Annotated in this window: 15 protein-coding genes; 8 read left to right on the top strand and 7 right to left on the bottom strand. The window is 70.2% G+C overall.

What is annotated here, in order from left to right:
- Position 1: 1 nt before the first annotated feature.
- Positions 2–1,051, bottom strand: a complete 1,050-nt coding sequence (locus G6N16_RS13820; protein WP_083028963.1) for an ABC transporter permease — start codon at positions 1,049–1,051, stop codon at positions 2–4.
- Between the two features lie 111 nt (positions 1,052–1,162).
- Between G6N16_RS13820 and G6N16_RS13825 the strand changes: the two genes are divergently transcribed.
- Complete coding sequence (locus G6N16_RS13825) at positions 1,163–2,479, top strand: alpha-amylase family protein (protein ID WP_083028964.1); 1,317 nt, start codon at positions 1,163–1,165, stop codon at positions 2,477–2,479.
- Between the two features lie 10 nt (positions 2,480–2,489).
- Here the strand turns inward: G6N16_RS13825 and G6N16_RS13830 are convergent, their stop codons facing one another.
- Positions 2,490–4,292, bottom strand: coding sequence for a Rossmann-fold NAD(P)-binding domain-containing protein (locus tag G6N16_RS13830; RefSeq protein WP_083028965.1), 1,803 nt, complete (start codon positions 4,290–4,292; stop codon positions 2,490–2,492).
- 170 nt (positions 4,293–4,462) lie between these two features.
- On the opposite strand from G6N16_RS13830, the gene G6N16_RS13835 reads away from it, so the two are divergent.
- Positions 4,463–5,239, top strand: a complete 777-nt coding sequence (locus tag G6N16_RS13835) for a CPBP family intramembrane glutamic endopeptidase (RefSeq protein ID WP_083028966.1) — start codon at positions 4,463–4,465, stop codon at positions 5,237–5,239.
- Positions 5,240–5,315: 76 nt separating this feature from the next.
- Here G6N16_RS13835 and G6N16_RS13840 read toward each other — a convergent pair whose 3' ends face one another.
- The 3 genes from G6N16_RS13840 to G6N16_RS13850 form a co-directional block, all read right to left on the bottom strand.
- Complete coding sequence (locus tag G6N16_RS13840) at positions 5,316–6,332, bottom strand: zinc-binding alcohol dehydrogenase family protein (RefSeq protein ID WP_083028967.1); 1,017 nt, start codon at positions 6,330–6,332, stop codon at positions 5,316–5,318.
- Between the two features lie 22 nt (positions 6,333–6,354).
- Positions 6,355–6,681 (bottom strand): GlsB/YeaQ/YmgE family stress response membrane protein, encoded by a 327-nt coding sequence (locus G6N16_RS13845; RefSeq protein ID WP_407663651.1) that lies wholly within the window; start codon positions 6,679–6,681, stop codon positions 6,355–6,357.
- Positions 6,682–6,830: 149 nt separating this feature from the next.
- Complete coding sequence (locus G6N16_RS13850) at positions 6,831–7,796, bottom strand: APA family fibronectin-binding glycoprotein (protein WP_083028969.1); 966 nt, start codon at positions 7,794–7,796, stop codon at positions 6,831–6,833.
- 166 nt (positions 7,797–7,962) lie between these two features.
- Between G6N16_RS13850 and G6N16_RS13855 the strand changes: the two genes are divergently transcribed.
- The 4 genes from G6N16_RS13855 (at position 7,963) to G6N16_RS13870 (ending at position 12,116) form a co-directional block, all read left to right on the top strand.
- A complete protein-coding gene (locus tag G6N16_RS13855) occupies positions 7,963–8,634 on the top strand; it encodes an SDR family oxidoreductase (RefSeq protein ID WP_083028970.1) in 672 nt (223 codons plus the stop codon).
- Between the two features lie 142 nt (positions 8,635–8,776).
- Positions 8,777–9,685, top strand: coding sequence for an LLM class F420-dependent oxidoreductase (locus tag G6N16_RS13860; RefSeq protein ID WP_083028971.1), 909 nt, complete (start codon positions 8,777–8,779; stop codon positions 9,683–9,685).
- Positions 9,686–9,752: 67 nt separating this feature from the next.
- Positions 9,753–10,667: an LLM class F420-dependent oxidoreductase gene (locus G6N16_RS13865; protein WP_083028972.1), complete on the top strand. Its 915-nt coding sequence runs from the start codon at positions 9,753–9,755 to the stop codon at positions 10,665–10,667.
- A 75-nt stretch (positions 10,668–10,742) separates the two neighbouring features.
- Positions 10,743–12,116, top strand: coding sequence for a type II NADH:quinone oxidoreductase Ndh (locus G6N16_RS13870; protein WP_083028973.1), 1,374 nt, complete (start codon positions 10,743–10,745; stop codon positions 12,114–12,116).
- Between the two features lie 163 nt (positions 12,117–12,279).
- On the opposite strand, the gene G6N16_RS13875 is transcribed toward G6N16_RS13870, so the two are convergent.
- Positions 12,280–12,684 carry a PaaI family thioesterase gene (locus G6N16_RS13875; RefSeq protein ID WP_083028974.1) on the bottom strand — a complete coding sequence of 135 codons (405 nt, stop codon included), beginning with the start codon at positions 12,682–12,684 and terminating at the stop codon, positions 12,280–12,282.
- Positions 12,685–12,849: 165 nt separating this feature from the next.
- Positions 12,850–13,668 (bottom strand): iron reductase, encoded by an 819-nt coding sequence (locus tag G6N16_RS13880; protein ID WP_083028975.1) that lies wholly within the window; start codon positions 13,666–13,668, stop codon positions 12,850–12,852.
- A gap of 199 nt (positions 13,669–13,867) precedes the next feature.
- On the opposite strand from G6N16_RS13880, the gene G6N16_RS13885 reads away from it, so the two are divergent.
- Both G6N16_RS13885 and G6N16_RS13890 read left to right on the top strand, forming a co-directional pair.
- A complete protein-coding gene (locus G6N16_RS13885; protein WP_083028976.1) occupies positions 13,868–14,284 on the top strand; it encodes a BlaI/MecI/CopY family transcriptional regulator in 417 nt (138 codons plus the stop codon).
- Positions 14,285–14,299: 15 nt separating this feature from the next.
- Positions 14,300–15,217 (top strand): M56 family metallopeptidase, encoded by a 918-nt coding sequence (locus tag G6N16_RS13890; RefSeq protein WP_083028977.1) that lies wholly within the window; start codon positions 14,300–14,302, stop codon positions 15,215–15,217.
- The last annotated feature ends 27 nt before the right edge of the window (positions 15,218–15,244 follow it).

Genomic DNA, 15,244 nt, shown 5'->3' on the forward strand with positions numbered 1-15,244 from the left:
GTCAGGGACCTCCGAACGCCAGCGCGGGGTCGACGCTGATCGCGCGGCGCAAGCCGGCCACGCTGGCCAGCAGCCCGATGCCCACCGCGACGGCCGGCAGCAGCAGATAGGCGCCCTCGGGGACGTCGACGCGCATGGGGAACATCGGCCCGAGCAGCGCCGAGAGGGCTACGCCGAATACCGCAGAGACCAGCGCGATGATGACGGCTTGGAGCACCAGGCCCGCCAGTACCGAGCGCGACGGCACCCCGATCGCCTTGAACACGGCGAAGTCGCGGGTGCGCTCCAGCGCCGACATGTAGATGATCGAGCCGACGATCAGCGCGGCGACCAGCCAGAGTAGGCCGGCCATGATCGAGATGGCGTTCACCGCGACCTTCAGCGGGCGCATCATGTCCGCGATCGCGCCGGCGCGGTCCACCGCGTGGAAGCCAGGCAGGATCTGCTGCGGGTTGCCGCGGATGCCGATCGAGGAGATGACCGGCTTGCCGTCGAATGCCATCCGCTGTGCACCGGCGACGGTGAGGAACAGGTTGGGCTGGCGGGCCAGGACCGTGGAATTCGCCACGATGCCGACGACGGTGACCTGGTGCGGGCCGATGGTCAGCGTGTCACCGAGGTGGTGGTCAAGCGTCGAGGAGACCGCGACCTCGTCGACCTTGACCGGCGCCCGGCCCTCGGTCATCGTCGGCATGCCGGGCCCGTCGGTGGGCGCCCCGAACAGGTTCATGGTCTTGAAGGTGCCGTTGTCGCGCGCGGTGGCACCGATGTAGACCAGCGGTGCGGCGGCCTGCACACCGGGCAGCTTCGCGGCGGCGGCCACCTTGCTCTGATCGAACGGCGTCGACCCCAGGAACGGACCGGCGACGTCGTCCTGGATGAGGAAGTAGTCGACGCCGAACGAGTCCACCGTGCGGGTGGCCTCCACCCGAAATCCGTTGGCCAGCCCGGTCAGGACGAGTGTCATGGCGAACACGAAGGCGGTGCCGACGACGGCGATCAGGAACCTGCGTTTGCGCCACTGCAGATCACGGATAGCGGCGATCAGCATGGACTGCGTCCACGGCGCCGGCGGTTCACCCCGCAAACTTAGCCGCACCTACCGGGCGCGAGAGGTGTTTTCGACACGCCCGGGCGCCACCGCCCGGCTTAGACTGCCCGCATGGCCGAGCCGCAGTGGGTGCAGTACGCCGTGTGGTGGCAGGTGTATCCGCTGGGATTCGTCGGTGCCTTCCCGTCGTCGTCACCACCGGCGCCCGACGAGCACCGGCTGCGCCGCGTCGCCGACTGGCTCGACCACGCGCAGGCGCTGGGGGCCTCCGGGATCGCGCTGGGGCCGGTGTTCGCCTCCCGCAGCCACGGCTACGACACCACCGACCATTTCCGCATCGATCCGCGCCTGGGCGACGACGACGACTTCGACGACCTGGTCGCCCGGGCCCGGGACCGGGGTCTGCGGGTGCTGCTCGACGGCGTGTTCAACCACGTCGGAACCGATTTCGGCCGCTACCGCGCAGCGCTCGACGGTGACGCCGAGGCCGCCGGGTGGTTCCGCGGGCGGCCGGGCCGGTTCGCCACCTTCGAGGGCCACGGCGACCTGATCGCGCTGCGCCACGACAACCCGGCGGTCGCCGACTACGTCGTCGAGGTCATGTGCCACTGGCTCGACCGCGGCGCCGACGGCTGGCGGCTCGACGCGGCGTACGCGGTCCCCGCCGAGTTCTGGGACCGGGTACTGCCGCGCGTGCGGGCCCGCCACCCGCAGGCATGGTTCGTCGGCGAGGTGATCCACGGCGACTACGCACAGATCGTGGCGAGCACCGGATTCGACGCCGTCACCCAGTACGAATTGTGGAAGGCGATCTGGAGTTCGCTCAACGACGGCAACTTCCACGAGTTGGACTGGGCACTGACCCGGCATGCCGAGTTCCTGGATTCCTTTGTGCCACAGACATTCATCGGCAACCACGACGTGACCCGGATCGCCAGCCGACTGGACAATCCCGAGCATGTGGCGCTGGCGCTGGTGCTGCTGATGACCACCGGCGGAGTGCCGACGATCTACGCCGGCGACGAGTTCGGCTTCCGCGGGGTCAAGGAGGAACGCGCCGGCGGCGACGACGCCGTGCGCCCGGAGTTCGGCGCCCCGCCGCTGCCGGTCGACGAGGCCGGCCGACAGATGTTCGCGTTGCACCAGTACCTGATTGGGTTGCGCCGACGGCACCCGTGGCTGCACACCGCACGAACCGGCGCCGTGGCGCTGGACAACCGTCAGTACCTGTACCGCAGCGCCGGGGGCAACGGCGAGCAGCTGTTCGTCGCGCTCAACATCGCCGACGAGCCGATGCGGATCCGGGCGGCCGACGCCGGGGTCGCGGCGCTGCGGGTGATCGCCGGGGCGGGTGCCCCGCCGGCGGCCGACTGCACAGAGACCGCCCTCGCCCCGAACGGCTGGCTGATCCTGGCGCCGGCCGGCTGAGGCGTCCGGCTCAGCTGATCGCCTTGTTCTCGGTGGGCTCCCAGTGCCCGTCGATCAACGTCGGCATGGTCAGCGCGGCCAGCCGGTCCCAGTCGGCGCGGCGGCGCTTGACCCGCAGCCGGGTGTCCACCGGCTGCGCGGTCAGCTCGTCGCAGAGCAGGAAGTGCACGTCGGCCGGGTCGGCGAGGGCGCGCACGGCGGCCATCCGGCGCCCGACCTCGTCGGCGGTCTCGGCCAGCCGCTGCAACTGGCCTACGGTGCTCTGCCAGGCCGCGGTGCGTCCCGACCGCGCGGTGTCGAGCAGCCGGCTGACGATCGGGGTGCGCCCGGTGCTGCCGCCGTCGAGGTCACCGGGCACCACTTCCTCGGGCAGCGCGGACAGTTCCAGCATCGACGCGGCGGCGGCGAGTCCCCGGCTCCACTGCGCCAGATGGCGCCGGCCGGGAGCAGCGCCGAGGGTGTCCTCGATCAGCAGCCCCAGGGCCGTCGTCGTCCACGCCTGGGCGATGCGGTCCCGCAGCAACAGGATCCGTACCTGCAGCCGGGCGTCCGACAGGCCGGCCGGGGCGACGTCGTCATCGGCATCGGTGGCCACATCGGCGGCCAGCGCATCGCATTCGGTTCCGTAGCGCCCGGCTAGGGCCAGCAGCCGGGTGTTGACCGCGGCGAGCGCGATGCGCCCGTGCGGCGCGACGGCGGGACCGGGCAACAGCACGATGTCGGGGCCGCCGGCTGGGGCCTGCGACAGTGCGTCGGCGGATCGCCCGGGCAGCACGGTGCTGGCCGCGGCGGCCACCGATAGCCCGGCGTAGAGCCGTTGGCCGAACACCGCGGTGGCCCGGTGGGTCCATTCCGCACCGAGTGCGCCGGACAGTCCGACAACCTCGGCGACGGCGCGCTGCGCACAGCCCAGTCCCCCGCTGTGCACATCCAGCGACAACGGTCGCAGCGGCACCGCCAGGGGCCCGTCGTCGGGGGCGATGAACACCGGGAAATCCGGGGAGATGGCGTCGTCGAACTCACCGACCGGCTCGGCGGCCGACGGATCGGTGACGCGGGTCGGCGGTTCGACGCAGCGATGCGACCGGGTGCACAGCCCGCGGGCGGTGTCGACGACCGCGGCAGTCGCCGTCCACCCGCATTCGAAATCCCAATCCCGTTGCAGCGGAAGAAGCCGGTAGCCCTGGTCCACCCCGGTCCAGCCGGCGCGGTGACGGAAGCCGATATCGGTAGCGGCCAGCAACCGTCGGGCGTGCAGCGCCGAGATCGGCTCGTCGGCGGCGAGATCGACCGTTCCGGTGCGATGCGAGCCGACGGCACGGGTCAGAAACCGCACCAGGTCGTCGGTGTGCAGCACCCGCACCGACGCGGTGGCGCCGCGCCGGCGCAGCGAGGAAACCGTTCGACACACCATGGACTCGGGGTTGCGTCCCAGCAGCGGGGCGATCCGGATGACCAGGCTCGGCGCCCAGCCCGAGGTGACGAGCTCCTCGGCGTCCCGGTAGTCGTTCGGGTCGCCGGCGGCGGGCAGCACGCACAGCAACCGGGACCCGGCCCGGCCGGCCGCGTCGCTGACGGCCAGCACCCCGGGCACACCACTGGCGTCGATGTCCAGGTGGATGATCACGTCTGCATCGGCTGCCAGGTCGTCGAGCACCGGGTCCTCGAGGTCGGCCACGGTGACGGCGACGCGTGGATCCAGCCGCGGATCGTCGGCCACGTCGATGCCGCAGACCTCGTGACCGGCAGCGATGAGCTGCCGGGCACTGGCCCGACCCAATGTCTGCGCGACACCGGTGAGCAAGATCCGCATGCGTCCCCCGATCCATACCCGGGCCTCACTTTAGGAGCCTCGACCGGGTTGCGGCGGGTTTTCCGCGCAGACCGCCACGACGACCTCACAACCGGCGTCCGCGCCCGGCGAACTGGGAGTTTGTACAAATCAGGTACACTTGTCGAGTGATGTCACACGCCACCACAGCGATGCCTGCTGTCTCGAGCACCGAGGCGCACATCGGCGTGTTCGATCATCCGCTGCAATCGCTGCTCTCGGCGCTGCATCACGCCCGGATCTACATCGACATCGCGGTCGTGATCGTGGTGCTGGGCCTGACCAACCTCATTGCGCACTTCACCACCGCGTGGGCGGGCGTGGTGACCGTCCCGGTCGCCGCGGTCGTGCTCGTCGCGCTGGTCCGCTCGCGGGGGCTCGGCTGGGCCGAACTCGGTCTGAGCCGCGAGCACTGGCGCTCCGGGGTGGCCTACGGTCTGGGCGCATTCGCGCTGGTCGCGACCGTCGTGGCGATCGGCGCACTGATGCCGTGGACTCGGCCGATGTTCCTCAACAACCACTACGCGACCGTGTCCGGCGCCCTGATCGCCTCCATGGTGATCATCCCGCTGCAGACCGTCATCCCCGAGGAACTAGCGTTCCGCGGCGTTCTGCACGGCGCGCTGGATCGCGCCTGGGGCTTCCGCGGGGTGCTCGCCGTCGGGTCACTGTTGTTCGGCTTCTGGCACATCGCCAGCTCGCTGGGCCTGACCACCGGCAACGTCGGGTTTACCCGGATTCTCGGCGGCGGGGTGTTCGGCGTGGTGGCCGGCATCGTGGGCGCGGTGATCGCCACCGCCGCGGCCGGATTCGTGTTCAGCTGGTTGCGCCGGCGCAGCGGCAGCCTGATCGCCCCGATCGCGCTGCACTGGTCGCTCAACGGCATCGGCGCGCTGGCTGCGGCCGTGGTCTGGCATATTTCCAGCTGATTGCCCGTTCATTCAGACCTGACGCCGGGATTCCGGCACGCGAACTCAGCGGGGGTTCTGTCTCAACGCCAAGGGCTCAGTTCCGCAGCACCGCCGCCCCGGCGATCCGGCCGCCGGCCAGTGCGGACAGCGCCTCATCGGCGCGGTCCATCGGATAGTCGACAGTGCTGACCTGGATGTGGTGCTCGCCGGCGAACGCCAGAAACTCCCGGGCGTCGGCGCGGGTGTTCGAGGTCACCGAGCGGATCTGCCGCTCCTGAAACAGGTGCCGCTGGTAGTTCAGCGGCGGGATGTCGGTCAGGTAGATCCCGGCGATGGACAGCGTGCCGCCGCGGTCCAGCGCCTCGGCGGCCGGCAGTACCAGCTCACCGACCGGCGCGAACAGGATCGCCGAGTCCAGCCGGACCGGCGGCGGGTCGGCCGCGCCCTGCACCGACGCCGCCCCCAGCGCACGGGCCAGCTCCCGGGCGTCGGCGCCGCGGGTCATCACGTGCACCTCGGCGCCCCGGGCCAGGGCGATCTGCGCGGTGATGTGCGCGCTGCCGCCGAAGCCGTATATCCCGAGCCGCCCGCCCGGGGGCAGCTCCGCCCGGACCAGTGAGCGGTAGCCGATGATGCCCGCGCACAGCAGCGGCGCCAGCTCGGCGTCGGCGTAGCCGGGCGGCAGCCGGTGCGCGAACGCGGCCGGCACGACGGCAAACTCCGCGTAGCCGCCGTCGGCGTCCCAGCCGGTGTAGCGGGAGTGTGGGCACAGGTTCTCCGCGCCGCGCAGGCAGAAGCGGCACCGCCCGCAGGTGTGCCGCAGCCAGGCGATGCCGACCCGGTCGCCGACGGTGACGTCGACGTCCAGGTCGGGCCCACATTCGACGACTTCGCCGACCACCTCGTGGCCCGGGATGACGCCGGGCCGGTGCACCGGCAGATCGCCCTCGCTGACGTGCAGGTCGGTGCGGCACACCCCGCAGGCCAGCACGGCCACCAGCAGTTCACCGGGGCCCGGCCGGGGCACCGGCACGCGCTCGCGATCCAGCGGCCCGGTGTCGACGGGTCCCGGCCGGTTGACCCGCCAGGCGGTCATGGTCTGCGGCGTCATGGCGTCACCGCGAGTCCGGGCGCTATTTGTTCTGGACTTTGCCCAAACCCCAGAGCAGGATCACCGATCCGAGGACCGCGGTGAACAGCGTGAACCACCAGCCACCTTCTGCGGTATTGAGGAAGAAGCTCAGCAGGAAACCGCCGATGAGCGCGCCGATCACACCGATGACGATGTTCATCAGGAGACCGGAACCGGAGCCCTTCACCAGCTTGCCGGCGATCCAGCCGGCGATCGCGCCGATGACGATGTAGCTGAGCCAACCGACGTTGGTGAGCGTGGTGGACCGGTCGGCCAGCAACTCCATGGTTGTGCCGGAAGCCAGATTCATCGCTAGCAGAGTGTTCATCGCGGTCTCCTCGTCGTTTCCGGCTCCGGTGGATCCGGGACCTACATCAGCTATACCCGCTGCGGGTAACAATTCAACCCGTTCTTCGGCGTAGACACAGAAAACCCCGATTCCACCCGGGTGGAATCGGGGTTTTCTGATCGGATCGGTCAGCCGGCGGGGATCATCGCCGGGTCCGGATTCTCCACCGGAACCGGGACGCCGACGGCCGGGTGGGCCGGGTCCGCCGCCGGGGCGGCCGCGTTCGGGTCCGCGGCGGGCGCGGGCGGCGGGGTGTACTGGCGGATCGAGTTGGCCAGAGCCACCGCGGCCCCCTTGTCGATGGGGTCCTTGGCGGTGCCCAGCCACACCACGAACCAACGCTCGTTGCGCTGTCCGCGCGGTGCGTTCTGGCCGGCGTCGCCGACCACACCGGCCCAGATCTGGCCGTCGGGCTTGCTGGAGTCGGTGAACTTCACCTCGTAGTAGGAGGCCGACCCCTTCATCCCGCCGGCGTCCAGCGGTGCCGTCGACTGGTTCACCCGGGTGCCCGGGAACGGCATGAAGAACTCACCCATGTCGGAGGCCAGCCGAACGGCGGCCTTGGCGTTGTCTGGCTCGGCGCCGGCGAACAGCTTCAGGTCGAGCCGGCCCAGCAGGATGCTGGTGTCGTTGGCCGGAGCGGCAGCGGGTTGTCCGGGCTCGGGCTCGGGAACGGCCTTGGTCAGCAGGGCCTGACCGTAGTTGAGGCGGCTGGCATCGCCGACCACCCACCCGGCGGGGACCACGTAGCTGAATGAACCCGCGGCGACGTTGACCCGGCCCGGCTCGTCGACCGGCGCGGCGGGAGCAGCATTGGGATCGTGCGGTGCGGCGTTCGGATCGGTGGGCGCGGGCTCGGCGGGTGCCGGAGTCGCATCGCCCGGCGCCGGGGAGGCCGGTGCGGGAGAAGCCGGTGCCGGAGACCCGGGAGCTGCGGGCGCCGGAGACGCGGGAGCCGGGTTCGGCTCGGGCGTGGGGTCGGCGTAGGCGGGCGGAGCCGCCAGCATGAGGCACAGCGCCGCGGCGGCGCCGGTCCATCGCACGGACCTGGAGCCGCGGCCGCGGCGGGTGGACATCGGCGGGTACTGATCCATGGCGACGAACCTACCGTGTCACCCCGACTGCGCAAGGTACGGCGCGGTAGTGTGTCGCGCCCAACTGCGTTGATGCCGCCCGGCGTGGCCGCTTTGGCGGAATAGCTACCGTCCAGTAACCTCGTGGTGACCGGGTTCGCCGTCGAACAATCTTAGGAGGCTCGCGATGGAGGTTCTCGTCACCGGTGCCGACACCGATCTGGGCCGGGCCATCGCCGCCGGATTCCGCGAGGCCGGCCACGGCGTCGTCATCTCCGGGGCCCGTCGCGCCGAGCTCGAGGTCGCGGCCAAGGAGCTCGAAGTCGATTACGTCGTCTGCGACAACACCGACCCCGACGCCCTGGCGGCCGCCCGCAGCCTGTTCCCGCACCACCTGGACACCATCGTCAACGTCCCCGCCCCGCGGCACGATCCCGGCGATCCCCGGACCTACACCCTCGCCGAGCGCCGGGCCGCCTGGCACGAGGCCCTGGACGCGACGGTGCTGGCACCGGTGCTGACCCTGCAGACCGTCGGGGACCACCTGCGATCGGGCGGGTCCATCGTCTCGGTGGCCCCCGGGCACCCGCCCGACGGCAGCATCGGTGCGGCGGTCAAGGCCGCGCTGTCGGACTGGACGTCCGGACAGACCGAGACCTACGGCACCCGCGGAATCACCATCAACGTCGTGGCCGCCGGGCGCAGCGTGGAAACCGGTTACGACGGGCTGCGCACCCCGCAGCCCGCTGTCGCCGACGAGATCGCCCGCCTGGCCCTGTTCCTGGCGAGCCCCTCGGCCCGGCACATCACCGGCGAAACGCTGCACGTGAGCAGCGGCGTCGCGGCCAGCTTCGGCTGAGCGCGCTCCTCACCCCCGCCGAACGTGGGTCCGGATCAACCCGCCCGCGCAGTAGCCGTCACGGTCGACGGCAAATCGCGTTGACAGCAGTCAACCAACCAGTTGACTTAGTCGATTCGGCGGCTGTCTACCATTGCCAGGCATGACCTTCCGCCTCGGCTTGCTGATCCCCAAATTCGCCTCCGACCCGAAGAAACTCTTCCCCACTCTGGTAGCCCAGACGCGTGAGGCGGAGGCCGCCGGGTACGAGGCGGTGTTCGTGATGGATCACTTCTACCAAGCGGCGAACATCGGCGCGGTCGAGGATCCGATGCCCGAGGCCTACACCACGTTGGGCGCCCTCGCCGCGGCAACGGACACCGTCCAGCTGGGCGCCCTGGTCACCGGCGTCACCTACCGCAACCCGGCGCTGGTGGCCAAGGAGATCACCACCCTCGACGTGATCAGCGCCGGGCGGGCGATCCTGGGCATGGGCGCCGGCTGGTACGAACTCGAACACCGCCAGCTCGGCTTCGACTTCGGCACCTTCGGCGAGCGGTTCAATCGTCTCGATGAGGCACTGCAGATCATCGGCCCGATGGTCGACGGCCAGCGGCCCACCTTCACCGGCAGCTACTACCGGACCGAGGAGGCGTTGGCCCAGCCGCGCTACCGCGACCACATCCCGCTGATGCTCGGCGGCAGCGGCGAGAAGAAGGCCATCCCGATGGCGGCCCGCTACTTCGACCACATGAACCTGATGTGCGATCTGTCCGAACTGCCGCGCAAGGCCGAGGTGGTCCGCCGCTGCTGCGAGGACATCGGCCGCGACCCGGCGACGCTGGCCACCAGCACCATGGTCGTCGTCGACGTCGACGGCACCATGTCCCCGGAGCAGATCGCGGCGGCGTCGGCCAACTTCATCTCCGGCAGCCCCACCGCGATCGCCGAACAGATCAAGGCCAGGGTCTTCGACGCCGGTGTGGGCGGCGTCGTACTCAGCGTGTTCGACTACCGGCCCGGCGTGGTCGCCGAACTCGCCGACGCGCTGCGACCGCTGCTGCCGGCCTGAGCCAACCCACCGGCCGGTTTCGGCCGAGCGGGTGCCGAATCACCTTCAGGCGGCTACCTTTTGGGGTATGTCCTTCCGCCTCGCGCTGCAGATTCCCAACTTCTCCTACGGCACCGGGGTCGAGAACCTCTTCCCCACCGTCATCGCCCAGGCCGCCGAGGCCGACTCCTCCGGATACGGCGCGGTCTTCGTGATGGACCACTTCTACCAACTGCCCGGGCTCGGCACCCCGGACCAGCCCATGCTGGAGGCCTACACCGCCCTCGGCGCGCTGGCCACCGCCACCGAGAACGTGCAGCTGGGCACCCTGGTCACCGGCAACACCTACCGCAATCCGACACTGCTGGCCAAGGCCGTCACCACGCTGGACGTGGTCAGCGCCGGGCGGGCGATCCTGGGCATCGGCACCGGCTGGTTCAAGCTGGAACACGATTCGCTGGGTTATGAGTTCGGCACGTTCACCGAACGCTTCGACAAGCTCGACGAGGCCCTGGCGATCATCGTGCCGATGCTGCACGGCGAACGCCCCACCTTCACCGGCAAGTACTACCGGGTCGACAAGGCGATGGCCGAGCCCCGCTACCGCGACCACATCCCGCTGATGATCGGCGGCTCCGGGGAGAAGAAGACCATCCCGCTGGCCGCGGCCCACTTCGACCACCTCAACCTGATCTGCGGATTCGACGAGCTGGCACACAAGACAGAGGTGGCCCGGCGCTGCTGCGAGGAGCTCGGCCGCGATCCGGCGACACTGGCCACCAGCGTGCTGGCCACCGTCGTCGTCGACGAGAACTTCGACACCGCCCAACTTGGTGAACGGTCCAACCGCACCCTGGTCGGCTCGGTCGAGTCGATCGCCGAGCAGGTACAGGCCAAGGTGCTCGACAATGGGGTCACCGGCATCGTGTTCAACATCCCCTTCCACCGCCCCGGCGACATCACCGCACTCGGGGAGGCGCTGGCGCCGCTGCTGAGGGGGTGAGCCGGCGCGCCCATCCCAGCGCGGGCGACTACGGTGTAGGCGTCGGTCCCATCCGCGGTTTCGAGGAGCCCAAACGTGAGCCATCCCCCCGGCATAACCACTTCGGACAAGCACCGGGTCGTCATCATCGGCTCGGGATTCGGCGGGCTGACCGCCGCGCGCAAGCTCAAGCGCGCCAACGTCGACGTCAAACTCATCGCCAAGACCACCCACCACCTGTTCCAGCCGCTGCTGTACCAGGTGGCCACCGGCATCCTGTCGGAGGGCGAGATCGCTCCCCCGACCCGCATCATCCTGCGCAAACAGCGCAACGCACAGGTGGTGCTGGGTGAGGTCACCCACATCGACCTGGCCAACCGCACCGTCGACTCGGTGCTGCTCGGTCACACCTACCGCACCCCGTACGACAGCCTGATCATCGCCGCCGGTGCCGGCCAGTCCTACTTCGGCAACGACCAGTTCGCCGAATGGGCCCCCGGGATGAAGTCCATCGACGACGCCTTGGAGCTGCGCGGGCGGATCCTGGGCGCCTTCGAGCAGGCCGAGCGGTCCAGCGACCCCGTGCGCCGCGAGAAGCTGCTGACGTTCGTCGTCGTCGGCGCCGGCGCCACCGGCGTGGAGATGGCCGGCCAGATCGCCGAGCTCGCCGACCACACCCTCAAGGGTGCGTTCCGCCACATCGACTCCACCCAGGCCAGGGTGATCCTCATCGAGGGCGCCGACGCGGTGCTGCCGCCGATGGGCCCCAAACTGGGCGGCAAGGCGCAGCGACGACTGGAGAAGATGGGTGTGGAGATCCAGCTCAACGCCATGGTGACCGACGTGGACCGCAACGGCCTGGTCGTCAAGTACAAGGACGGCACCACCAAGCGGATCGAGTCGGCGACCAAGGTGTGGTCGGCCGGCGTGGCCGCCAGCCCGCTCGGCGCCGACCTGGCACGGCAGTCCGACACCGAAATCGACCGCGCCGGACGGGTCAAGGTGCTGCCCGACCTGACCATTCCCGGGCATTCCAACGTGTGGGTGGTCGGCGACATGGCCTTCGTCGAGGGTGTCCCGGGCCAGGCCCAGGGCGCCATCCAGGGCGGAAGGTACGCGGCCAACCTGATCAAGGCCGAACTCAGGGGCGCCGATCCGAGCGTGCGCGCGCCTTTCAAGTACTGGAACAAGGGCTCGATGGCGGCGGTGTCGAAGCACTCCGCCGTCGCCCAGGTCGGCAAGCTGGAGTTCGGCGGCTACCTGGCCTGGCTGGCCTGGCTGTTCCTGCACCTGATCTACCTGGTCGGCTTCCAGACCAAGATCATCACGCTGCTGTCCTGGGCGCGCTCGTTCCTGTCACCGGGCCGCGGCCAGCTGACCATCACCGAACAGCAGGCCTACGCGCGCACCCGCATCGAGCAGCTCGAGGAGGTCGTCGCCTCCACCGAGGACGACGAAAAGGCGAGTTAAGCCTTGGGGATGTTCTGCAGCCTCACCTGCGCAAACCGTTCGGCCAGGATTCGCCCGCAGAACCGTCACCCCGGGTGATCAACCCGCCTTGGGGATGTTCTGCAGCCTCACCTGCGCAAACCGTTCGGCCAGGATTCGCCCGCAGAACCGTCACCCCGGGTGATCAACCCGCCTTGGGGATGTTCTGCAGCCTCACCTGGCCGCGCGCCACGGGTTTACCGGCGTCGTCGCGGATGGTGACCAGCCACAGCTGCTGACGCCGACCGCGGTGGATCGGCTCCGACGTCGCATGCACGGTGCCCGCCGTGATCGCACGCAGGAAATCGGTGTTGTTGTTCACCCCGACGACGTCGCCACCACCGTTCTCCCGCAACCACAGGAAGCCGGACACGCTGGCCATCGACTCGATGACCGCGCAGTACACCCCGCCGTGCACGATCCCCGCGGGCTGCAGCAGCCCCTCTTTGACCTCGAGGCGGGCGGTCGCCCCGTCGGGGCCGGCCTCGACGTAGTCGAGACCGATCAGCCGGTCGAAGGGGGCGGAGTAGAGGTTCACGTCGGCGTTCACATGATCGTGTCTACACCCGGTGGCGACCACCGTGGCTCGCGGGTCGTGCGCGGGATGGATATGCGGAAGGGCCCCGCGCCGTGATGGCGCGGGGCCCTTCCTTCGAGTGGACCGGGGGTCTCTGCAGCCCTCAGGACTCCGGCGCGGTCCGTTAGCCTCGCCCTCTCAGTATAGGCAAGGCTGCCCTAACTTTGCAAGAGGCATCCGGGGGTTCGTCGAATTCGCCGCCGTGGCGCGCCCCGACCGCACTCGGGCGTCGGCACGCAGCCGGGTCCCGCCGCGGACCGGCAACCCGAAACCCGCCAGCGCATCCAGCACCGCCTGCCCCCGGCGCATGCCCACGGCTTCGCTGAAACCGGCGCGCGACGGTGCCTGCGTCGCCGCCGACACCACCGCGGTGCCGACCGCCCGCCACATCGCCTCGACGCTGACCACACCCCCACTGACCCGGTGCAATTCACCGAACAACGGCGACAGGCTGCGGTGGCAGCGATGCGCGGTCCAGGTGGCCAGCGCGGCCTCTCCCGGCAGCGTCACCACGCCGTCCCGCGCGGCGTCCGGGTCATCCGGCAGCACCCTCAGGGTCGGGTCGACCACCGCCAGCCAGTCGATGCAGTCCTCGGAGTCCACGTGCACCCACAAGTTCTCCAGACCCGCGTCCCAGGCCCGGCCCTCCAGCACCACCAGGGCGACCACCCGGCCGATCACGCTGTGCGCGAGCGTGGCGGCGAGTTGCTGGGCCGCTGCGACCGGGTTCCCGATGTCGGCCACCGCAGCGTCGTGCATATCGGCCAGCCGGCCCGCCGTCAGCGCCTCGGCCAGTGGCCACCATCGGCGCCGGGACACGTCGCGCATCACCGCGACGCCGTGTACCCGCGGACTTTCCGGACACAGGGCGCGCAGCCGACGGGCCGATTCGTGCAGCGGAAGTTCCTCGCGGATCGACATCGCGGAGATCAACGGGTCGTCGACTACGACGGTCATGGCACCTCCAGGTTAGGATAGGTAACCCTAACCTAGTATGGAGATGGGCCCGGCCCGCACCCCTGTGATGGCTTTCACAGGGACGCATCGGGAGGAAACGGCAGTTGAGCAGCCTGTGGTTTGCACTCCGCAAACCTGGGTACGACGACCGGTAGTAAACGCGAGTACGCTTTACCTAACGCTGGGAGAAGAACGGATCATGAGCAGAATGGCGCGCTTAGGCGAACTCGAGCAGGCGGTCATGGACCACCTGTGGTCGACGGCCGAGCCGCAGACGGTGCGTCAGGTCCACGAGGGCCTGATCGTCCACCGCGAGCTCGCGTACACCACGGTGATGACGGTGCTGCAACGACTGGCCCGCAAGAACCTCGTGCTACAGCACCGCGACGACCGGGCGCACCGCTACGCGCCCGCCCACGGCCGTGACGTCCTGGTCGCCGGCCTCATGGTCGACGCCCTGGACCAGGCCGCCGACACCGGCAGCCGCCAGGCGGCGCTGATGCACTTCGTCGAACGCGTCGGCATCGACGAAGCCGACGCGCTGCGCCGCGCCCTGGCCGAACTGGAGGCCAAGCACGCCTCCGGGAGGTCGGCTGACAGCGCTGCCGCCGGCTAAGGGACACTGGACGGCGTGTCCGCGCTGGCCTTCGCCATCCTCGCCCTGCTGCTGGTAGGGCCGGTTCCGGCGATCCTCGCCCGCGCCGACTGGCCACTGCGGGCCCCGCGCGCAGCCATCGTATTGTGGCAGTCGATCGCCATCGCGGCGGTGCTCTCGGCGTTCAGCGCAGGCCTGGCGATCGCCAGCCGGCTATTCCTGCCCGACAGCGACGGCCTGCCGTCGGCCGATCCGATCGACGCCCTGCACCGGTTGGGCTGGGCTCAGTGGCTGATCCATCTCGTCGTACTGGGCCTGACCCTGCTGGTGGGCGTGCGCCTGGCCGTGGCCGGAGTCCGGGTGGCCATCGGCACCCGGCGCCGCCGGGCCCATCACCGCATGCTGGTCGACCTGCTCGGGGTAAACCGCGGTGCCCTGCGCATCCTCGCGATCGACCAGCCGTTGGCCTACTGCCTGCCCGGTATGCGCTCCCGGGTGGTGGTCAGCGACGGAACGCTGTCCACCCTCGGCGACCCGGAGATGGCGGCGATCCTCAGTCACGAACGCGCCCACCTACGAGCCCGCCACGACCTGGTGCTGGAGGCGTTCACCGCGGTGCACGCCGCCTTCCCGCGGTTCGTCCGCAGCGCCAGCGCCCTGGACGCCGTCCGGCTGCTGGTCGAACTGCTGGCCGACGACGCCGCCGTGCGCGCCACCGGGCCCACACCCCTGGCCCGCGCGCTGGTCGCCTGCGCCGCCGGTCCGCGTCCGTCCGGGGCACTCGCCGCCGGCGGGCCGACGACCGTGTTGCGGGTGCAGCGCCTGGCCGGTAAACCCAACAGTCCGTGGCTGTGTGCGGCCGCCTACGTCGGGGCGGTCGCCGTCCTGGTGGTCCCGACCCTGGCCGTGGCCGTCCCGTGGCTCACCGAACTGCAGCGCCTGCTGTCCCGCTAGTCCCACCCCCGCCGTACCGAAAGGCAA

Source organism: Mycolicibacterium insubricum (genome assembly GCF_010731615.1).
Classification (GTDB): Bacteria; Actinomycetota; Actinomycetes; order Mycobacteriales; family Mycobacteriaceae; genus Mycobacterium; species Mycobacterium insubricum.